Genomic DNA, 21085 nt, shown 5'->3' with positions numbered 1-21085 from the left:
CTGCGACGACACGCTGTCTAAGCGCTCTCTCAAAGTACTCTTTTTCCATAGTCACCCGCCATATTCCCGACCCAGAATACAGTAATCGCCGCTACAACGGGAACGGGAAACTGTGCAGTCTCACGCTTTTCAACGGAGTTTCGGATGGCCGACTGGATACCGATGTTCACCCTGCCGAACATCGCCCTCACCGAAGCTATTGAATCCGAAGATGTGGCGCTGGTTTCGACCGCCGACCCGAGGATTGGCGAAATTGCCTCGGCCCATCCAGCCTTTCAAACCTACATCGGCAGTTTCAAGACCGAGTTCGGCCGTTCATTGGCCCCAAGCTTTGTGCTGGCTCACAAGGACGCCCCACCAGCTTTCCGGGGTGTGGAAGCTCTGGCCGCATTCCGTGACAGCGTTTCAATGTCTGTAATCCCACTGAGCTGGGCCAAGTCTCTCAGGTTCGGGCACGGTGGTATGGGTATCCACTATTCCAATTGGTTTTCAATTTACCCATGGATGCTCGACAAGAATTACGAACATCTCCTGTCGATGACCATGGCGACCAGTGGAATGGACGAAGTGACTCGTTTACGTGGTCAATCCTCGCCAGGGATTTCGCCCCGACACCTTGACCATGGCTTTATCGATAAAATCCTGCTGAAGGAGCTGTTGACGCGTTGGCAGCGGTGCTACCGAACGGAAACACCAGAACACGACGACGTGGCACTATTCAGGTCTTTGAACATGGCCAACTTCGCAGCTCTCATGCCTGCCGGCGTCGAAGTAACGATGTACGATATCGGCCGACAGGTTTCTCTCTGGGTCAGTGCGTTCGAGATCCTTTCACCGGCCAAGTCATCGGCTTTCTTTAAGGTTTATGACAACCTCAAAACCGTGGAGTTTGGCCTACCAGCCTTGAGTACGCCGATCTATGAGGCTCATGGGTTCAAGACGACCCAGACCAAGGACATTCTGCCCTGCTGGATTTACGGCGAACTCTACAAAGCCCGGAATGACTTCCTCCACGGCAATCCAGTGACAAGGGAACGTCTGGCTGTTCGACCGTCCCAAAGGTCGCTCTACATCTACGCTGCCCCGCTTTACCGGTTGGCACTCACTGGATTCTTGGATTTGCGGTTCAAGCGAGATATCCCATCGCAAGACGACGCCACGGCGTTTGCTGCGTTCGTCTCAGATAGAATGGATTTTAGGTGGCCTCAGTCAAACATCGAGGCCGCTACATCGACCATTCTCTACACCGAGGAACAGTACCGCGCCCGCGCCCGCGGCGAAGCCATCGACCTGTACAATGTACCCCTGCCGACGACCGATCTTACGGATTGCGGCTAGTTGACGACCACAGGCGGCTGCAAGAGCGCTACCCCCACGAGGGTTTTGGCGTCGGACTGAGCTTGCTGTTCTTCCTCGGATCACGGCAGACGCAGCATGCGAAATGGTTGGCGAAGAGGGCTCCTGTAAGGTTCTTGAACGGAATCTCAGGCCGCGCGTCCTTTCAGCAAAACATCGATCGCGAAAGCAGGCAGCCTGAGCTCGTGCAGCTTCGCTTCACCGGCTTGCTTCAACTTCCCAACAGTCCATTTCTTTTGGCGGAGCTCCGCGGCTAGACCGCTTGCGACACCATGCGCTATCAATGCCGCTGCGGTGGGTTGATGGAGCCGCCATCACGTTCCGCCTTGTCGCTAACGGAGGTGGGCGGGAAATTCAAACATCGCTTCACCTCTTGAGCAAGAAGGCACCCGGCTTTAGTTTAAGCGCACTCACTCAAGCTAGCGGAAAACAGTAAGGGAATGATTCAAAGCCCCTCGGGGGCTTTGAATCTTGAGACGACCCTCACTTGTCGGATGTATCGTACTTTAGCTCTCCGATCCTCTTGCAGCTATGCGCTTTATAAGTTGCAGCGTTCTGCTTGATATTCCACCCAGCGTTTTGACATTCTGGGAGAGAGGACACCTGACCAACACAACCGAACGATGCCCAAGCAAAAGAGCCCTCACCCTCAAGGTCTCCAGCTCTAGGACATTGATAAACCTCCGTTGCAGACCCTGCGAAAATCAGGCGCTTCTCGTAGGCATATAGTGTCACTATCGAGATCGCGGTCGCAATAAGCCCACTAAGAATAATGATAGATGCCTGCGGCCGTTCTTTAAACTGCCCGGCCACCCACTTTCTCACGCCGGGTATCAATGAAACTAACCACGCCCCGAGAGCAGTGCCGATCGCGCCCAATACGGCGGAAACAAATGGATTCGACATCAAATTCCACCCGACTTTGAACCAATGCAGATTTCTAACGAGGAAGTGCTCAAGATCAAGAGTAGTTGCGGTAGGCCGACTTAGCAACTAAGGCGAGGTCCGCAACAATCACCATCAAAACGGTGGGTCTATTTTTTAGATAGTCCTTTGAAAGAGGACTGCCTTAAGAGCCCTTCCGACGTGATATCCCTGAATTCCACATCTGCCACGAAGACTGGGTCAACCCACGTCGCCTTCGGTATTTTGACCTGTTTCGTCAGTGTGGATTTCGGGCTCACCACGGTATCGAGCTGCTTCCGAATCTTGCTGGAGACCGTTCGGGACTAGCCGGTACCGACCTTGCCCATGTAGACGAGGTCTTTCCCTTCGTTTTTACCGAGGAAAAGAGCGGCGACACCGGTTGGGTCCTTCACGAATCCGATGACCGGGAATTCCCCTTTCTGAACGGTTTTGATTTTTATCCAGCCTTGGTTACGCTCCGATCGGTAAGGGGCGTCGGCACGCTTTGAAACGATTCCTTCAAAGTTCTGTTTGGCGGCGTGCTCAAACATCTCCTGCCCGTCACCGATCAGGTGTTCGGAATAGATAATGGGCATGCCGATGTCGTTTTCACCAAGCAGATCGGACGAACGTTGCTTACGTTCGATCTGGGGGAGTTTGCGCAGATCCCCGTCCCTCCACAGAAGGTCGAAGGCGTAATAGATCAGGTTATCTTGATGGCCCTTGGAAAGTTCAGCCTGGAGTTCAGAGAAATTCGTCCGGCCGTCTTTCACGAACTTCCCCGTCGATGATGACCTGACCAGGAATATCCAGGGCGCCGGCAATGAGTGAAAACCTCTTCGTCCAGTCCAGGCCGTTGCGGGTGTAGACCTTCTTCCGACCTGAGTTGACGTGAACCTGTACCGTTAGCCGTCGAATTTGATTTCATGGAGCCACTGGCTTCCAGAGGGAGCTTTGGCCTTCAGGGTGGCTAGCTGGGGTTTGATGAATCCAGGCATCGCCGCTGACGCAGCGCACACGCGCGATTTCACTACTTTACTCACAAACGCTACCTACCAGAACCTAAGCAGTCTCAACGCCCAAGGGAGATATTGGTGCCCCTCAAACAGTAGGGCTAGGCCAATAATAATAGCCACAACCGGCCGCGCGTACACCGCAAAGGCCAGCGGTCGGCGGATAGCGTTAATCGCCACCACTCCCTTGGCTGTAATGCTGGGCGGCCAGAACTTAACGATTAGCTCGGGGGGGCTCACGACATGGTCCTCCATTTAATATCTTGGAGAACCTTCGAATCAGCAAAGGGTATGGGATCAGAGATTCGAGAGCGGCGCAACGCACCGTCGCCGCTCCTACACGACTCATATCCATCTGTGAACAGATAGCCCATGACGCAGCTCTCCGTTTGGAAACCCGAGAGCCGTCAGCCGGGATTCCATGTTCAATGACCTTCACAGAGAGCAATGCAATACATATGCCACATAATTCATCATACTCAGTAGGCATTTGCCTATTTTACAGCAATCTAGCCAATACTCGTTTCAGCCATTCAACCGCTTCGGCGCCATCCCCACGGTCATGAAATCTCCAGGCACGAATCCGGCCTCCTCCCAGAACCGCTTTAAAAGGGCTTGGTGGGTGCCGAACCGGCGCTCCCACGAGTCTCGCCCCAAAGAGTGATACAGGCGGTGCACACGCAGCGTCAGGGGGATGACGAACCAGTCGTGAGCCTTCAGACCCTTCCCAGTCTCCCAGAATCCCCCCCAGTGGATGGTGGAGTTCAGCGGCGCTTGGCTTGCTCAAAACTTCATTATTTCATCATTTTTCGTGTCGTTTAACCACGGCCATGCTGCCGGATCATCCGAAGCTCCTATCGTCCACACTCTAAGCAACTCTGGCTTAATGGGTTCGTAGACCGATACCGACCCGAGTTCGTTAGCTATTTCTACGCTTACATCTTCAATCGGCGCAGATGCACGAGCCCGTCTCCTCGATCGCACTAATTTCTGCTCGTATGTCCAGTCCAGGCCGACGAGCTTTGGCAAATCCGCGCCCGCAACTGCAAGCCGAATATGCGGGCGCTCTTTGCTGCTAGGTGGTCGCAATTTCGCGCCGAGCGGATGAAAGCATAAAATACGACAATTTGCCTCACCGCCTCTAGCCTCCTTTACATCGACAGGAATCTCCCAAGGCTCATATTCCCTTGTTGGCAGCCCACTATCTCTAACCTGAGTCAGGTGCGAAAACCCTGTGTCGTGCGTGAACCATTCGAACCGATCTGTGAGGGCAATTCGCACCTCCTCAGCTCTGGCGAGACCTTCAACGAAAACATCGTCTTGCATTTTTCCCTTCGTCAAACCGTCTGCTGCATTATAGCGGCGATTTCCGCTTCTGACTTGCCGGGGTTTTGCCGCAACAACTTGAGCATCGTGGCGCTGTCGGCTGCTTCAGGCTTTTCGGACGGCGTCGATTCCCGCACCCGCACCTCAACCTTGGCCAGTGGCTCCCGCTTTTGAAACGTGGTGGTTTCTCAAACCCAAAACAACGATGACACCGACAGTGAGTAGTGAGGAACGACAATCGAAATTCCCTTTGCTAAGGCAGCAACCCCAGCAAGACCAATAATCAGCATAACCATCATGGCCAAAACCATTAAAGCGAAGCCTGGCCAGCGCCCAAATGAATCAGCGACGGCGGGTGATTGAGCCAAGATGCTTGCCATGCTACCAAATTTCGGGCGCAGAACATCGTCCACCTTTTTGGGTGGTTTAATACTCGCCATTTACCTGCCCTCATAAAGGGGTTTGATTCAGTGACTCAACAATGGTCCTAGACATCTATCCAGGACGTTAGAAGTGCCTGCCACACAGCGATAACTTCTACTTCCATCAACGCGTTTAGTTATCCGATGTTGCAGCTTAGCCAAACTTAGCTAGCACAGCAGATCAAATGTTCCAGTTTTGTTCCAAACCCCAATGTTGTAAGGACTCGAACCCATGGGGGTACGCCGACAGCCAAATATAATCATCTAACTAATTGGGCGATAGCCAAAACGGCTCGCGTAATCCGGCGAAAAACGATCATTAACGCGGCGCTTTTGTAGTTTGTGCCCGTTTCGCGATCAAATAGTTAGACCAATGATTTGCCCGACGGGGCTAGACCTAATTTCTGTTTTCAGAAATACAAAAGGCGCCCCATCGGAGCGCCTTCACTTCCGGCTAGCCAAATAATGATAAGGCCGAATACCTGCTTGCCGGTCATCAGCTAAAGAACCCTGTCACGTATCCGAAAAGAGCAACTGAAGGGCTGCAAAAAACGGCTGGGTCACGCATTCCGCAAATTGCACCACTTGCAAGGGCGCGGGCATGGTTTGTCGGACACTCAGAATGTCTGGTGATGTTCACTGGTTAGCTGGAATAACCTTCGACGGCAGCACAGCGTCTTTCGAGAGAAGGCCTTCATCCCTGAGAAGTTTTTCCCAGTAACCGGCCGCCTCGATGAGTATCAGTTGAACGTCGGTCTTTTCTCCCTTGTCGAATACAAACAGGTTCATGATGAGGTCTCCGACCTTGACTTCACCAACTGCCTCTTTCGCTTCGTGCCACTCAACTTCGGCGCGAATGTCCGGGTCATTTGATTTCAGGCGCATATGCTTTGAGGCGTTCGCAAGTTCACGACAAACGTGCAGCTCTCGAAAAGCTTCGCGAACGGAGTTCTGAAATTTCGAAAGACCCTTTTCGCGGCCGCTTATCGTATCTTCAATGTAATCGAACCCGAACTTTTTGGAGAGCATGTCGCGGGTGGTCTGCTTTGACGCCCACAGCCAGTCGGTGATGTGCCACGCAGTCATCGCGGTATTCCAGACGATGAACAGCGGCCGTGGAAAAGACTCGCTCTTCGTCCACACCGAAAGCGAATTGGAAAGGTCATGTATCTCGACATAGAGCTTCGTCAGCATGTGCTGCGGCTCGTTCATGCCGAATACATTTGGGATATCGCTCGGCGGCGGTGCCTCGGCGGCCATCATGTAGCCCTACGGAATGTCTCCAGCCGTCCTACCACCACCAATTGAGTGCGGCTATTGAGAAAATACTCCCGATTTCCTGTCGCGGCTTCAGCGTACTCGTTGATCGCTACTGTGATGGCCTGGACATGTTGCCAGCACCATCCTCCCCGAGTGGCCAAGTGGCGAACCTCGTTCAGGGCTTCGAGGAACGGCGACAGAGCCGGCTCGTCGGAAAAGTATCGGGGAATGCTCACGAAGACCTCCCGCCCAAAGCTTTCCCTTTCACGGGGCCGCCCTGCTCCTTCCTCAGCGGGTCCCGCTCCGCACAAAGGGTCTCTATTGTGGCCAGCATCCGTCCCAGCAAAAGCGCGGCCGAGGCGGCGTTAATGCCGGCTCTTTTGAGTTTGACGATAAATCTGAAATCCTGGTGACCCTCTGTGAAACCGCTGCATGGCAAACGGCATAGTTTGCAAGTTAAAGGCAAAAGCAGGAGAATCGTCGGTCGCAGCCCAAGGGCCTCGCTCTAAAGGTCAGCCCCACCATACGGGGCACTTACACTCTGTAGCTCTCCAGCGTATCGCCCTTGGCTTTCGCCCAGGCTGGCATCATCCCACATGCTTTTTCACCGTGGGATAGTTCGTGGGATCAAACCCGAAAATCGGAAATACCGTAGCTTTTTCAGCGCTCCTCGGTTGACACCCCTGCCCGCTCAGTCTCGGCGGATCTACCCTCCGCCGAGGGTTATTGATCTTGCTTTCAAATTCGGTGAGTCGCGAGATTGATCCACGGTACGTCGGTAAGTTTGCAATAGACGTACTGGTAACAGTAGCCCGAGCAGTCCAAGCTGTTCGCCGAGAACCTGACCAGTAAGGAAGCCGCCAAGCGGATTGCGGCCCTGAAGCGAGAGATTGCTCCGGCTAATTCATTCTGAGCCCCGCCGAGGCGCTATTGAACCCCGAGGCCACCCGATGGCTGGGTCAGTTCAGTGCTTCTCCAACAGACACGGGCTTCGACATGACGCGAGCTATAAAATGCCCGGAGGCGAACTTTTCTGGCCATTTGTCGAGCGTGCAGCTGCGGCGCAATCTTCCAACAGACCATGCAGTTGCTTCTCGATGGCTCGCCACTCTTGGGCTAAGTCAACTGTGGCAACAAGAACTGGAATATCGAGCAGTCGATATTTTAAGTGAAGCGACCGGCCTACATCTGGGTATAACAACATGCCCGAGAGAGCTCTGTCCTTTTGACTATTGCGCTCGTGCTGAAGATAGGTGATCAGCTGATAAAGGTTGTCTGATTTTACTCTCTCCCCGTAAAGTCCCTTTGCTAATGTCGTTTTATAATATTTTGCGTCGATAATGATCGTATGATCTGATTGGCGGAGTGTGATATCCGTGATCATTCGTGGCAACAATGCAAGGTCATCTTGGGTAGCATCAGTGACGTGCCACGTCGGCGATTCGGCGCGGACGCGATACTCGGTTCGATGAAATTGAAAGAAATTCCTGAGAAACGTCTCAAAAACAGCCGACATGCGCACTTCGTCGTCGAGTACGTGCTGAAATCGCGATCTCGCTCCGCGCTCATCAGGCATTAAAGACCAGTAGACGAATTCGCACAGTCGCATGAGAAAAACGTACTGACGATTATTTCGCGATACAGCGATCCGACGGAAATCACTCGCCGAAAGGCGTATGTCTTCGACGTCGTAAAAGAGTTTCCCCAGGGCTCGGAGGTCATGCCTTGCTGCCTTTTCAACGTCCTGACAAATTGCAAGGCTCGCCAGTGTTGCTTTCAAAACTTGATTGTGCAGAACATCGTGGGTCAGTTCATCGAGATCGCAGATTGCCGTGCCTCGAAGCTGGGTTGCCTCTTTGATCATGCGATCCAAGCGAAGACGACCGCGCGGACCGACTACTTCGTGGGTAAATGTTTTGTAGCCTCGATCGAGACCCCGCCTCAACATTCTGCGTGTCCCCGCCGCGAGCATCTTGGCAAATAGGTTTGGAAGATCGGGGCTTTCGTCAATTCCAGCTTCCCCCATAGCACCGTCGGGGAATTGAGCCCAGGCATAGAGAAACAAATAGTAAAGATTCCGAATTGGAATCTTCATATCGCGCTGCCTTCAAGAAGCTTTTGAAGCCAGCCCTGAGCTTTATCGGGGTCGTCGAACCAGTACTCTTCAAGTAGTGGGTGCACTTCTGTTTCAATTACACGTCGGTACCAACCGGAATCATATTCAAAGTCTTCAATCGGCACGAAGAAGCTGTGTCCTATTCGGTAGCCTGGTCCGAGATTTGCGCGGTCTTCGCCAATCGCCACATTCAGTTCAATCATGCGTGAAACGATAAGATCGATCATCGGCTGAGGGATGCCATTGTCGGCAAGGAGCGATCTGAATTTACTGCTCCCAAACATCGGCTCAAGTGATATAAACGAGAACCGTCTACGAAGCGCGTAATCAACCATCGATAGTGATCGATCGGCAGTATTCATCATACCCAGCAGGTAAACGTTTTTGGGCACGAAAAATCGCGGCTCGTCGGGCTGAGCATAAGTCAGACTCGTGGCCCACGCCGGACCTCTTTTGTCGGGCTCAACAAGCAGCATGAGCTCGCCCAATATCTTCGAAAGATTGCCTCGATTAATTTCATCTATAATGAACACGTGTTTTCGGCCCGGCGAAAGTCTCGCCTTTTCACAGAATCTGTGAAAGACGCCATCGCGAAGCGTGAAGCCCCCTTTTCCATTGGGACGATATCCTTGAACGAAGTCTTCGTAGCTGTAAGACTGGTGAAATTGAACTGTTTCGATCCGGCTGGAATCTTTCTGCCCAAGTATGAGGTAGGCGAGACGTTTAGCTACGAAGCTTTTACCGACGCCAGGCGCTCCCTGTAGGATAATATTCTTCTTTGCGTCCCAGATCGTCAAAAGGTGCTCGAGCTGTGCCTGCTCCAGGAACAGTTCTGAGAGAGCATCTTCTATCCTGTATGCCTCCGCTTCAATTGCTTGCGTCTCTAGGGAACTGTCTTTTGTCGGAAGAGTCTCTGATGGCGTTTCGTCAACTGCTCGGTCGTAGGCTTTGATCAATGCCTCGAGCAACGCATTCATATGTTCATCATTTGGATAGTTGTCTGTCCCAAAATCGATGTGCGCTATGGTTCCAATCTCATAGTTTTTCGCAAGCCAACCTCCGCCGCCCAATTCAATTTCATTGTCTAAAATAAATCCTGCTGATGCGAGTTCTGAAACGACACTCCGCGTCTTGCTAGCAACGTCAAGCATCTGTTTTTGTGCCTCGCGTTGGCCTAGTTCTTGAACGAGATTCGTCGTACCTTGATTCAAAGTCAGAAAAATGCGGTTCAGTTCTTTGGAAATAAGAAAAACAATATAGACACCTTCCTGGGTTGACTTTGTAACGTTGGTGTTCAGGATTGCTATCCACGGCACGGTCGCCCAGTTACCTTGGCCAACACTAATATTTACCTGAAAATTGGGACGGCTTTGAACCGGCTCAAACTGTTCCAGTCGATTTTTCACGGCCGACATTGCATTCCAGAGAGGATCCGTCTTCTGGAAGGGCCCGCCTCGTACAAGGCTAAGTTCCTGAAGGAAGGCTCGCAGGAGCTCGCCGAAAGGCGTGAGCGCAACGGGGCTGACTGATTCAATAGGTTCGGGCTCTTTGAATGCGGCGGCGGTCGGTGGCGACTCCGCTATTATCCGCTCCATGAGCGGTTTGAAGAGTTGCGTCATTTGTTTGACTTCCTCTACAAGCTCTAGCCCGTCAATTTCTTTGCCCAGTGCATATCGAGTAATCCCCCCACCGGCGTTCTTTGCGCCCTCATCTGTATGCAGAAACGAAAGCCAATCCGCCAGAGAGGCAAACTCCGACTGCTTTGGGTCAAGACGCTGTTTTCGTCTAAAGTGCCAGTTGCCTGATTCCGAAAGCTGGGAGGCCAGCTCTTGGGCTTCGAGCGAGCCAGCGACAGGAAGTTGCTCGAGTACGGCCTTGGCAATCTCCCGTGTACGCCGTCGCATCTCTTGATTTGAAAAATCATCCGGGTGCGTCAAGGGAGAAAATCCCCATTCGATTCCTCGGCCTGAGACAATCATAAAGATTTGAGGGTTACCAAGAAATTTGTCTTCATTTTCCTTACGATAGATCCCAAACCAAAGGTCTTTTGGCTTTCCCCCGCGAATTCCAGACTCGGGATGGAATCCTGAAGTGCGTTTGAGAACATAGTTTCTGGGCCCACCGAGTTCATCAAGCGCAACCTGACCGAGCCTTAGAAGTGCCTCGTGCACCCGCTTGTGTGCTGCTTTTTCCTCCGCAGAAAAATCCGCGTATTTCTCACGAGATCGGCTTTGCCGAATTAAATCAATGTCGTGCTCATAAAGGTTTGCTTCTTTCCATTGTTCAACGATTGGCGATCTGTAAAAATGAAATCCCGCTCCTGCTTGCTCTGTCAATTTGTTGCGAATTTCTAAAAGATCTGCATCAATATTCTCGGAAGGACCCTTGGTAAGGCGGTCATAAAAGGCGTCACGTATCTGTTTCTTATCATTTCTTGACGAGATGCTTTCGAACGTTTCTGGGAACGCGATGTGCAGCCACGCCTCCTGCATCGGCTGGAAGGCTCCGCGCTCAAATTCTATGCTGCGCACATCTTTGGCAAAGCCAAATGGATCGCTAAGTAGTTTATCTCTCGTCACCGCTTGCAACTCCTGCCAATGAATTAAGAATTCACTCAGCCAGGCGAGATGAAACGGACGGTGCTGATTGAAGCTCTGGTCGGCGGCAATTTTGTGCTGCACACCTTCAACCGCCCAACGTGGAATTTGCGGCGAATGCGCGCCCCAGCTAAGGATCGTCGTTACGTTTTCCAGTTTTTTGTCTGGTCCGGTGAGACTTGTGAAGAACTGTTGAACATAGAGAAGTTCGGCGGCAAGCTGCACAATATCATTGTTAGCTCCTTCAAGTTGCTTTTTGAATTTTTCAAGGAAGTTACCTTGGCCATCGTCGAATCGATCGACGAACAACGAGTGAAATTGTCGAAGCGATTCGAGAGTCCAGATGTTTCTATCGGGTGAGAAAAGGCTATCAAATTTCACAAGCGCCGTTTCGCGGATGCGCTGCATCGCAAAAAACGTCTCTGCCGGAAATCCTGCGAGTCTTGCCATACGGTCACCCAAAAAAGTGGTCACCGACGAAGCGTGACCCAATTTGCAATTCTCTTCAATGAGCCAGATCGGGCATACATGCCAGAGAGTGCTATTTTAGGGAAGAAGAAGAACGAGAGACGAAGTGAAATAATTAGGCCCAAACCTACGCGTAAGGGAAGATGTTATTTTCCGCAAACTGGAGTCGGCAAAAATGGCAAATGAACAGAAAATTCCGGGAGACCGTTTAGTCCTAGGCATGCTGTCGGTGCTACGTACCCTTGTGATTGAGCTAGATAAGAGGGGCGCCCTGGATGCTGCAAATTTTGTTCAGACACTGCAAGAGACTGCGATCACTCATCGACAAGCTGGCGATCCGCACAATCTTGCTGATGCGATACACGCGATCAGCATGCAACTTCATGATTCAATTCCCGGGTTCAGATAAACCTTGATCGAGCACACGGATCATTGGCGGGTAAGGTTTAGCTCCCGAGCCCAAGTCCTTTCGTCAAGCCCTGTTTGCGGACCAAACTCGACAAGCTTTTGGCAGAGCATTTCCACTACCCGTCCGGCGAAGTAATCCAGTGGTTTGATGGTCTCGGGCGCGTTGCCGCCCGTCACGCTGAAGGTGAACTTAGCAGCGCTATCGAATTGCTCGCCGAAGACCCTACACACCTTATTCCCAAACCCGATCAACGTGTTTCCGCTGGCCAGCCGTCCAAGGGCAGCGTTTTGCCGCATTACAGCGTTTAATGCGGCCGCACCTTCTCTCGCAGCATCGTTGGCCCGATCATTCAAGCTCTCACCCAAGTAGGCTTCACTGTACGCCACGTTCGCCGCCCTCTCGCTTGTCGGTTCGTTCCCTGCCGCGCCTCTCCAGCTCCTGATACTCGTTCGCGAGATCGGTCAGAAGGTGCGACGCTTCGGCTTCCATCACCTCATTAACGCCGAACAGCACGCCAAGAACCGCGCAGGCATTGAGGTTCAGCGTATCGACCAGTTCCTCCGGGTTCAACGGCGGCTCAAGGTCGATTCCGGGACGGCCCTGTTCGTCCGCCGGCAGAAGGTAGCGGGAAAGCGTATCGGTTGACGGATGGGCATCGACGGACAGCTCCGAATAGAAGACGTAGCTTTTCTCGATCGACGTTTTTCTGACGATCCCCTTGGGGCTTAGGGTCTCCCCCTTCGCCCAGCCCTTGTGGTCTTTCATCCACTGGCGGAACTTCGATTCCGTTTCGTCCTCCATGACGAGCTGGTGTTCAAACAGGAGCTGGCCCCGTGCCACCCTGCGCTTCTTCTCGTCTTCCAGCATTTCCATGACGAACTTGTTGCCGTCCTTGGCCAGCCGGGCGACATAGAAGCTGTTCTCGAAGCAATTGCGGGCAAGGATGCGGGCTTCCAGTGTCCTGCCTACCTTTGCCAGTGCCCTCACCGCTTTGACGTGGGACATCGTGCGGGTCAGAAGCAGGAGGCACAGCACCTTGGGGTCGGCACGGCTCTCCTCGGCCAGGTCAACCACCCCGGTTGATATGACGGAGACTCCCGTTGCGAGCAGCCTATCCGTGAAGGATAACCAGTCTTCCAGCAAACCCATTGCGCAACCCTAAGGTTTCGGTCAGGACAACCACAGCTTCCAGGCACCGTAGTAGGCACTGGCCCCAGCGAAAAGCCACCCGAGCCGCAAAACAGGTCGAGGACGGTTGGCAAGGTGAGCAAGCCACGAGAACCAAGCCATGAGCAGACCCCCGCCGGCCGCCCCATAATTCTTCTTGAAATCGCCGCTGCATTTGGCGATCTCCACCAAATCTGAGTATTTCGCATCCTGATCTGACACGCCGACCTCCTGTCTTGCGACGCCCTGTTTCGACCGTGTGGGACTGGGCAAAAACCGCAACGCACTCGCACGGTAGCGCGACGGCCAGTCGCCAACCGCAGCGACGCACCGCCTTCCGCTGAGGTATCAGCGGTTCCTCAATCTGATACTAAATGAAAGGGTAATTCAGATTACCCCTGTCAATTCAGTGCTTTATGGCGCCGTGACATCGCGAGATCGAACTGGCCGCTTGCCGTACTGGATGCCGATGACGCCGTTTCGGCAAATCAGTCACGGCCTTCTGCAGCCATCATGGCGGTTTCGTTCTATCTGACAATTCGTGAATCGACGCGCCGTACAGAACTGCAACCACCCGTCACTGAGCCGAGTAAGGCTCCTCAGCCAGCAAGCGGAACTTCCGACCATCAGCCACAGCCGCAACATGCCGAGGCCCCGTCCCGGACGACTCAGCCATATGCCCGACCTGCATTACCAACACCGCCGCCGTGGCGAAGGTAGCGCCCCCAGGTCTCCTGCCCCGCCGGCACATAGCGGATGTCGCGCGCGTACCAGTTCTGATGTTCGAAGATGATGCGCTTGTGGGCTTTGGCCGTTATCTCGCAGCAACTCCGATACGCGGCGCTGCAGGTCGAGCCGTTTAATCCGCTGGCGTTGCCGGATATCAATGAGCCAGTCGTCGAACGGCGCACGGGAACGCGTAGTGTCGGTTCTCCAAACCGGCCAGTACCGCGCTGCCGACGCGGCGCCCGCCCCGCTTCTTGGTTTGGATTGTTTGCACGCTGGAATCGTGAGCCGACCAGTCCCGATCGTCAAACAATTTCAGATTTTCCCAGCTGCCACTTGCAGCACCCCTAAACGGGACTTGCAATCGACCCGTGTCTAGTGCGAATCTGAGTACCCGGCAGGAGGACACCATGGCAGTAGGCGTGGATTACAGCGCGTGGTCGGTTGAAGACGGCGAGATGAAACGCCGCATGGACTATACGGACTCCCGGACGAAACAGCACGTCGCCATCATCATTTTTACCTGCAAGATCGAAAAAGGCTCCACGGCAACGACCCTTTCGTACAGGTTCGCACCATTCGCGGTTGTGGACGGCCTCGACTTGGGTGTTTCACTCGTCCCAATGGGTGCCGACCGCTCTATGCCGGTGGGCGTGGATGTAAAATCCGTCGATGGTGGAAAAGGCGCACTCATGTCGCCCCGGACTTCACAAGGAATTCAACGTCAGCTCATCGCGTTGCTCACCGGCCAACATTTGAAGTTTGCAGTTTTTCAGGGGCTGGAGCTTGTCGATATGCCATTTTACAACGATGACGAATTTCCAATTATCTATCGCCAGCAAATTGAAAAAGCAGATGGCGGCTCAAATCTAGAAGAGCAGAAAAAAGGTTGGTTTGGCCGTTGGTAGCCACGAGGCCTTGGGAAATTTCAATGCTGCGCATTCTCACACTTCTCATTTCAATCATCACCAATGCGACCTGGGCCGAAGCCGAGACCATCGACGTGAAGTATTACGGCTCGCTCGACCTTAAGACCTTCGCCTGCACCGATGTCACCAGAAGCAGCTTCATCAACCGCGCCTGCTACGACAAGGCCAAGCAGTTCATGGTGGTACAGCTCAAAGGCACCTACTACCCCTACTGTGAACTGCCCGCCTTGAGCTATGACGCCTTCCTCAATGCGTCGTCGATGGGCCAGTACTACAACGCCAACATCAAGGGCTCAGGCAAAGACGGCCCGTTCGATTGCCGGACCCACGCCAAGCCAATCTACTGAAATTAATTTCAGATGTTCACATTGACCGGCCTTGGAACGCACTGCATTCAGTGCCTGAAACTAGTCCGCGCAGAGATTGCTAAACTACGCACGACCATGAGCCCCTGAACAACTCGCTTAGCTTCGTGCGATTCTTCCCAGAGCAGCGGTTAGGCACGCTGGCGCGGTAAGGGACTTAGAAAGCCGCGTCGAGAGCTGATGACCCGCAATGAAACCTTCTACCCCGCTTAACCGCGGGGTTTATTCTCTTCTAGCTTCGCCGACACCCCCTTGAGAAAGCCAACGAGGAAGGCCGCTTGATTAGTGTATTCTTTGTATTGCGTGATAGTCGGATCTAATTCACCGTGCACAGCGGCGTCACGCCCTTTGCGAAGCGTATCGTAAAGTTCTTGCAACTCGGGCATAAGCAGCCCCCTAGTGACTAGCATTCTGACGAGCATCCCATTTCTGGCTTTTACGTTTAATTGCTCGCCAATTTTCTCCAGTTCGGTTTCGACTTCGGAGAATGCGTGAGGAACAGGAGTGCCAGTTACCCGCCATGCTTTTAACAGATTGAGTGTGCGCTTCGTTCGTTCCAGCTTGCGCTGCAACTCTCTTTGTTGAGACGAGACCTTTTCAGCATCTCTAATTGTCGGCTTTTGTTCTGGTTCAGTCTCCTCCGGCGCGTCAGCTTCGGCGATGATTTCCCTACCCTTTGAAAGCAACCGATCAAATTTTAAGGTCGCTCCGCCAAAGCCAAATTCGCTTAAACGAGCAAGAAGCGGTCCCAAGTGAGGTCGCAGCATGAAAATAATAAAGATCACCACAGCGGGCCATACAAGGTGACCAAACATCGAGTCAGTAAATTGCAGCCAGCTCATAGGTGATGACTCGGCTGTGTTCGCGGCAAAGGGATACGTCAGCAGGAATATGGGCATGGTACGCTTAGGTAGTGGAAGCGGCCACTATCGTACCTAAGGGTGAGCCAAAGTCTACCCAGCATATTTACCGCAACACTTGCCGGAACGGCTTTTCAACTACCTACATGACGCCCGAGGGCAAAGCTCTCAAAGAGCAGTACCAGTGCGAAGCTAAAAGCCAATGGAAAAGGAAGCCGCTAGAGGGTGATATCGAGGTGTCTATCACGCTTTACTTCGGCACCCAAGCGCCGCGCTGATCTGGATAACTTCAACAAGCTATCGGTGGACGCCCTCAGCCGAGGCGGTGTCGATAGGCCTGCACGCAAATGAAGCGTGCGAGGCGCGTGGGTTCAAGGACGAGACTAAGATCAAACAATGACATGATGGCCGGCTTTAGTCGGCCGATCCATTTATTACCAGAATCCGGGATAGGTGTGATTGATTCAGCGGAAGATGGCCGCGTGAATGATCCAGCAAGCGTGCTGCGCTTGCAACATGAATAAATTTTTGATGTACCGATCAGCGGCCAGAAAAAGCTCTTCTGCCTTTTTCTAAAATATCGCCCGTCGCGAAAGTGAGATATCAGCTCGGGGTTTCGCTATCGGATGCGTCTTCAAGAGGTGCCCAATGTGTTGGGAGCATCGTACCGCCGTTGGGCGATTGAACCCACGCTCCGCCACCAACATGGTAACCGATAGTTTCGATCGGTTCGCGATTGGGGCCGACGCCATTTTCGAGCCGCAAGCGGACGACTGCTAAATCCCGCGGCGCGGTAGCTATCGGTCGCCACTTAACTTTGGAATCATCCATGAATAAATTCCCTCAATTGCCCACACTGGCGTTCTTAAGGCCAGACAGATAATTCAGCCGAAGTGGGGCCGACAAAACAGCCAACGTGCTCTTGGTCTGCATGGCCAAGTTTTCCTCGCCCTTATTACCTTTTTCCGTTGCCGTGCTGATCGGCGCATTTGTCTTTTTCACGCTATGGGCCGTCTCAGTGGGTCGCAATCAACGAAACGGGACTCTTCGGTCCGTTTTAGGATCGAACCGCCAAGTTTCATTCATCTCCGCCAAGCGCCTGTTAATGTAGGGGGCAGCCGCGTCTCGATAGTCTTGGGAATTGAGGGGAATCGATCCCTCGGAAGCGAAGAAGTCGTATGACAGCTCTCTCAGAATAGCTTCCTGCCGCTTTGTTTCAGGCGATTGAAAGTTGATGTACGTGAGAGTCAGTATCGTGGCGCCAACGAAGAAGCTTCCCATGGCGGCGATAGCGCCCCATTTTTGAAGAAAGTGAAGTGGCGGCCGATTGGCGTTTGGAGTTTGATCTGCCGGGATGGTTTCGTTCGTAGTCATGTGGCGGCGGTCGCCTGCTCTAACGCTTCGCGGCCCTGCTCCGACAACCCGAACCACTCGGCGTCCAGGCTGACTGCCCGATGTTGCAACAGACCAGTTTTTGCCAAGGCACGATAACGGAGCAGCGCCCGATCGGTCGTGATACCGGCGTCGCCGCGGTCTGCGATATACTGCAAAACTCGAATATCTTCGTCGGTCAGGTCTGTCATCATTTGAACCCCTCTCGCTCAACCTCAGATGGGGATGCACAGAGCAATCTCCAAGATTGCAGCAGGGCAATACCTTACCGCTTGGCCAACGTTTTTAGCGTCCAACGTCGGCGGGCGACACCTAAACCAATTCCAATGGATGCGATCAAGCAAAGCGAGCCGGTGGTGTAGTCGTTCCAGGCGCTTGGCAGCGGGAGCTGAACGATAAAATCCGGGTCCCTGCCTAGTATGATCATCAACCCGCCCATGAGCGGCACACTCGTGAGCAGGTACGAAATAAGGTCAAGCCTCGCTAATCGTATCGCCACTTCGTTGGGATTCTCTTGGACCTTCGCGATGTAGTCGTATCCTCTGTCACATCCGAAGGCGACGAATCCACCCGAAAATAAAAAGAGTATAGCCAGACCGATAAACGTCGCCATTCCAAGACACCTAATCGTTGTCGAAAAAGAACGATTTGCTCTTGTACTTCACGCCCAGGGTCGCGCGTACCCAGTATTCGCTCATCCAGATGGTCCCGGCGTCCATTGTGCTGGTCGGAAGCCACGCAAAGTAAGGCCCGAGCCAACGAGGGTTGGCTCTCTCGAACTGCTCTTTCAATGAAAGCTGGCTATAGGGTATCTGGCCTGATTCCACCTGACGCTTACGCTCAACCTGCGCCGCTTCGCGCTCGTGACGGCTTGGGTCTTTCGCGTCCCACCAAAGCTCGTTCTTGGACTTCAAGGCGTCATGGCTCCAGTGCCATTCACGCCAGATGGATTGGCCCCCTGAAAAGACCTCAACCGTACTTACGGGTGTTGGAAGATTGCTCAGGGCCTCCCCCAAAAGCCACTGCTTGGCCGCAGTAATGTTGTCGAACTCGCGGGTTTCGACCGGGGCAGACGTTATGTTCATCCCCTTCGGAATCACGCCAGTAATTTTCGCTGTGAACATCGCAGCCCCCAAAATGGCCGAAATACTCGCGCCCAAGTTGCAGAGTGTCAATTCGAATGCTCAGTTCCAGCACTAACTACTTATGCAGGATGCTGAGTATGTTGATGCCGCTCTGCATCAAAAACTTCCAGTTACGATTCAGAAAACGGCGAGCGCGCGCCGTCCAATTAGTTTTCTTAAACATCAGGCAAGCCTCACCGTGGCGCGAAAATGACATCGCGCAAATGTTGACAGGGTGCCTGGAGATGAGAGAAAACCCTCAGCGTTGCGGAAGTGAGTTTCGACTCGGCTCCAGGCGCCAGGTGGTGTTTTGCAAGAACGCCATCTGGCTCCCCTACTAGGTGATTGATTTGCGGAATCCGCGCAAGCGTTGCGTGTGGCTGTGCACAACCCTAGTTTTTATGCGATTCCTAGAATGGAATCATCAGCTTAGCCTGTGGATGACAGCCGAATCCGCATTTTTTCCATGTGGACAACACCCGCTATACACAGATGACGAACGGACTCGTTCCGATAAATGAAGTCATCGAGAACGCTAGATTACAAATCACAGCGAGCGATTGACAGCGAATCGAAAATCAGAATCTCTGTGGCTTTTCACGGCCCCGTGTCAGTCTGGACTGCCAACTTACTTATCTGAAAATGAAAAGGCCCCGGCTTTTGCCGAGGCCTAATCTGGCGGGGAACGGTTCTTCCAGCTATGTGGTACCGGTCTTCACTAACGGTAGAAGTTGGCGCAGCAACGTCTCCCCCTTACAGGGTCCCCAGAACCGTGAGTATTGCGAAGCCTTTTAGAATGCGCGCGCGCATTTTTTGGATGGTTGTTTGCATTTTTATGGACGTTGCCTTCATCTTTCATTCCTCCGGTTGAGCCTAGGATTAGATTTCCTTCGACCTTCGCGGAGACCCTCAGGTGAGCGTGCCACGCCACTTCGGCATCCCAGTGAATCGCGGGTCCCACTACGGCTGAACCCTGAATTCGCGGGGATTATATCGCACCCGGATCAAGCGCCGCAACCGAGCTAAACCCCCAAAAATGGGTCTCCCGACATCGCCACTATCAGCAAAGGCCCGCCCATCAAGTGCGGCCGCTCATACTTGCTTAGGGACGGGCATACTTTCACGCCGTGGGATAGTTCGTGGGGTCAAACCCGAAAATCGGAAATACCGTAGCTTTTCCAGTGCCCTTCGGTTGACACCCCTTCCGCCAGTTATTTAATTAAGTCGCTGATAATGTTCAGTTTTATGTTTTATCTCGGTATCTACGCACAATCCAACGCACACTTGCATTAGAGGATGATCGATGCCTGATAAGAAATCTAATCCGACGCACGCCCATGATCACATGACTGTCTCGCATCTTCGCGAAAAGCTCGCGGATCTGCGACCTGCGGGCGAACAAGTGCCCGTCCAAAGACACCAGACGACCGCACATCTCCGGGATCGTTTAAATACACAGCCTCAATCTGGGCAGGCTCAACAGACTTCGGGCGCAGATGCTCCGGCGCCGGCTCCCGCTCCGTCTGAACAGAAGAAATGATGGATTGGCCTCTGGCCGAGACGATCCAGTATTGGTCTGGTTTGGCGGCCCTTTTTGCGCTGCCACTCGGAATCTGCGCGATCGTGTACGCAGCCCGTCAACTCTCCCTCGCCCGGAAGGCTGGGTCTGGCGCTTCTTTGATGGCGCTGAGCGAGACCTTCCGGCAAAATTGGAACGCTTTCCTAGCGGCACCAGGAGAGTCGGAGCGGCGTCACGCATTCGCTGATCTCGCCAACGCCCTCGAGATCGCGTGTGCCGTTTTCCGGGACGGCGTATTCTTCGGAAATTCAAAGGACGTGCTGGAGTATTATCTCGTTGGCGTATTTCGGCTAATTCAAGACAGTGAATTCGCGCGAACTCATCTAACGACGCTCTTACAAACGCGAGAAACATTTCAGAATATTAGGTTTTTTGTTGCTGGTCATAAGGCGACGATCAACTCTCCGGCCCTTGCGGCGCCGTCGTCTGCCGATCATGAAGCGGCCTGATTCGTCCGCGGCTTTTCCACAGGGCAAGACACCCGCCGGCGCTAAAACCGGCGGGGTCTCTGTGGTTCAGGAGCGCAGCCTGCGCAACGCATCACCGATCGTGTCACACAAAATCGAATAGTGGCGGGTGTGCAGTGCTTGGCCATCGAGGTCGATCGTATCCCGTTGCCATTCGATAAGCGCGAAAACACCCGCCATCGTTGTCGGAACTGTTTCGACGAGATCTGCAAGCGCATCGAACCGAGGTTCCGAGGCATCCTGTCGAACTCGCTCTGCGTCTCCCATGATCTCTTCATGACGCTTCACAAAGCCCTCGAAGAACTCATGGTGCGATCGGTTCATTTCCCCGAACCGATCCGGTGGACAGAGAGCATCGATCTGGTCGTGCGAATATGCCGTGCATTGTTGGCCATACGCGGGACCTTGCGCCGAACCCGCTAAATTAAACACTCCAATTGACGGTTCACGCTGTCCGACCGTGTCGAGCAACAGTTTTTCGCGACGAATGAAATCGGCTTCAGCGTCATTCTCAACCTTCGCCGCAGCGCGATATCGCTCGATCGCAGCAATGATTGGATCGGGTTGGCCGTTGCGAATGGCAGCAAGAGCGGGCGCGCCGGC

The 21085-nt window shown here is 53.3% G+C and carries 22 protein-coding genes; 5 read left to right on the top strand and 17 right to left on the bottom strand.

The features are described 5' to 3' along the window. Positions 1-144 precede the first annotated feature (144 nt). A complete protein-coding gene (locus HB676_RS07330; protein ID WP_213737053.1) occupies positions 145-1338 on the top strand; it encodes a hypothetical protein in 1194 nt (397 codons plus the stop codon). A gap of 501 nt (positions 1339-1839) precedes the next feature. Here HB676_RS07330 and HB676_RS07325 read toward each other — a convergent pair. The 8 genes from HB676_RS07325 to HB676_RS07290 all read right to left on the bottom strand — a co-directional run bounded on the left by HB676_RS07325 (position 1840) and on the right by HB676_RS07290 (position 11446). Further along, positions 1840-2262, bottom strand: a complete 423-nt coding sequence (locus HB676_RS07325; protein ID WP_213737052.1) for a hypothetical protein — start codon at positions 2260-2262, stop codon at positions 1840-1842. 128 nt (positions 2263-2390) lie between these two features. Next, a complete protein-coding gene (locus HB676_RS34220; RefSeq protein WP_346347279.1) occupies positions 2391-2540 on the bottom strand; it encodes a hypothetical protein in 150 nt (49 codons plus the stop codon). Positions 2541-2585: 45 nt separating this feature from the next. Continuing rightward, positions 2586-3035: a hypothetical protein gene (locus tag HB676_RS34215; RefSeq protein ID WP_346347278.1), complete on the bottom strand. Its 450-nt coding sequence runs from the start codon at positions 3033-3035 to the stop codon at positions 2586-2588. Between the two features lie 1023 nt (positions 3036-4058). Continuing rightward, positions 4059-4601, bottom strand: a complete 543-nt coding sequence (locus HB676_RS07310; protein ID WP_213737051.1) for a hypothetical protein — start codon at positions 4599-4601, stop codon at positions 4059-4061. A 188-nt stretch (positions 4602-4789) separates the two neighbouring features. Next, complete coding sequence (locus HB676_RS07305; RefSeq protein WP_213737050.1) at positions 4790-5041, bottom strand: hypothetical protein; 252 nt, start codon at positions 5039-5041, stop codon at positions 4790-4792. Positions 5042-5659: 618 nt separating this feature from the next. Beyond that, positions 5660-6283, bottom strand: a complete 624-nt coding sequence (locus tag HB676_RS07300; protein WP_213737049.1) for a hypothetical protein — start codon at positions 6281-6283, stop codon at positions 5660-5662. A 1006-nt stretch (positions 6284-7289) separates the two neighbouring features. Next, the gene (locus HB676_RS07295) at positions 7290-8378 is read right to left on the bottom strand and encodes a hypothetical protein (protein ID WP_213737048.1); all 1089 of its coding nucleotides are present in this window, start codon (positions 8376-8378) and stop codon (positions 7290-7292) included. Next, positions 8375-11446, bottom strand: a complete 3072-nt coding sequence (locus HB676_RS07290; RefSeq protein WP_213737047.1) for a DUF3578 domain-containing protein — start codon at positions 11444-11446, stop codon at positions 8375-8377. Before HB676_RS07290 ends, HB676_RS07295 begins: the two co-directional genes overlap by 4 nt. Before the next feature lie 193 nt (positions 11447-11639). On the opposite strand from HB676_RS07290, the gene HB676_RS07285 reads away from it, so the two are divergent. Further along, positions 11640-11873: a hypothetical protein gene (locus tag HB676_RS07285; protein ID WP_213737046.1), complete on the top strand. Its 234-nt coding sequence runs from the start codon at positions 11640-11642 to the stop codon at positions 11871-11873. 20 nt (positions 11874-11893) lie between these two features. Here the strand turns inward: HB676_RS07285 and HB676_RS07280 are convergent, their stop codons facing one another. The 3 genes from HB676_RS07280 to HB676_RS07270 are packed head-to-tail and all read right to left on the bottom strand — an operon-like array spanning position 11894 to position 13262. Continuing rightward, positions 11894-12259, bottom strand: a complete 366-nt coding sequence (locus tag HB676_RS07280) for a hypothetical protein (RefSeq protein ID WP_213737045.1) — start codon at positions 12257-12259, stop codon at positions 11894-11896. Then, positions 12246-13022 carry a DUF5677 domain-containing protein gene (locus HB676_RS07275; RefSeq protein ID WP_213737044.1) on the bottom strand — a complete coding sequence of 259 codons (777 nt, stop codon included), beginning with the start codon at positions 13020-13022 and terminating at the stop codon, positions 12246-12248. The genes HB676_RS07280 and HB676_RS07275 overlap by 14 nt, the downstream gene beginning before the upstream one ends. A 21-nt stretch (positions 13023-13043) precedes the next feature. After that, positions 13044-13262, bottom strand: a complete 219-nt coding sequence (locus HB676_RS07270; RefSeq protein WP_213737043.1) for a hypothetical protein — start codon at positions 13260-13262, stop codon at positions 13044-13046. A 914-nt stretch (positions 13263-14176) separates the two neighbouring features. On the opposite strand from HB676_RS07270, the gene HB676_RS07265 reads away from it, so the two are divergent. Both HB676_RS07265 and HB676_RS07260 read left to right on the top strand, forming a co-directional pair. Then, positions 14177-14674: a hypothetical protein gene (locus tag HB676_RS07265; protein WP_213737042.1), complete on the top strand. Its 498-nt coding sequence runs from the start codon at positions 14177-14179 to the stop codon at positions 14672-14674. Positions 14675-14697: 23 nt separating this feature from the next. Beyond that, on the top strand, positions 14698-15042 hold the full coding sequence (locus tag HB676_RS07260; protein WP_213737041.1) for a KTSC domain-containing protein: 345 nt from the start codon (positions 14698-14700) through the stop codon (positions 15040-15042). Between the two features lie 227 nt (positions 15043-15269). Here the strand turns inward: HB676_RS07260 and HB676_RS07255 are convergent, their stop codons facing one another. From HB676_RS07255 to HB676_RS07230, 5 genes are all read right to left on the bottom strand, one after another. Further along, complete coding sequence (locus tag HB676_RS07255) at positions 15270-15902, bottom strand: hypothetical protein (RefSeq protein WP_213737040.1); 633 nt, start codon at positions 15900-15902, stop codon at positions 15270-15272. 1047 nt (positions 15903-16949) lie between these two features. Further along, on the bottom strand, positions 16950-17294 hold the full coding sequence (locus HB676_RS07245) for a hypothetical protein (protein WP_213737038.1): 345 nt from the start codon (positions 17292-17294) through the stop codon (positions 16950-16952). After that, entirely contained in the window at positions 17291-17503 is a 213-nt protein-coding gene (locus HB676_RS07240) for a hypothetical protein (RefSeq protein WP_213737037.1), read from the bottom strand. Before HB676_RS07240 ends, HB676_RS07245 begins: the two co-directional genes overlap by 4 nt. 74 nt (positions 17504-17577) lie before the next feature. Continuing rightward, positions 17578-17925 (bottom strand): hypothetical protein, encoded by a 348-nt coding sequence (locus tag HB676_RS07235; RefSeq protein ID WP_213737036.1) that lies wholly within the window; start codon positions 17923-17925, stop codon positions 17578-17580. A 10-nt stretch (positions 17926-17935) separates the two neighbouring features. After that, a complete protein-coding gene (locus tag HB676_RS07230; protein ID WP_213737035.1) occupies positions 17936-18436 on the bottom strand; it encodes a hypothetical protein in 501 nt (166 codons plus the stop codon). Positions 18437-19975: 1539 nt separating this feature from the next. On the opposite strand from HB676_RS07230, the gene HB676_RS07225 reads away from it, so the two are divergent. Then, the gene (locus tag HB676_RS07225; protein ID WP_213737034.1) at positions 19976-20464 is read left to right on the top strand and encodes a hypothetical protein; all 489 of its coding nucleotides are present in this window, start codon (positions 19976-19978) and stop codon (positions 20462-20464) included. A gap of 66 nt (positions 20465-20530) precedes the next feature. Here HB676_RS07225 and HB676_RS07220 read toward each other — a convergent pair. Continuing rightward, a partial coding sequence (locus HB676_RS07220; protein WP_213737033.1) for a hypothetical protein occupies positions 20531-21085 on the bottom strand: 555 nt, incomplete at its 5' end.

The sequence above is a fragment of the Bradyrhizobium sp. dw_411 genome (genome assembly GCF_018449695.1).
In the GTDB taxonomy this organism is placed as follows: Bacteria; Pseudomonadota; Alphaproteobacteria; order Rhizobiales; family Xanthobacteraceae; genus Bradyrhizobium.
Note: the sequence above shows the minus strand (reverse complement) of the source record. Positions and strands in the feature narration are given on the sequence as shown.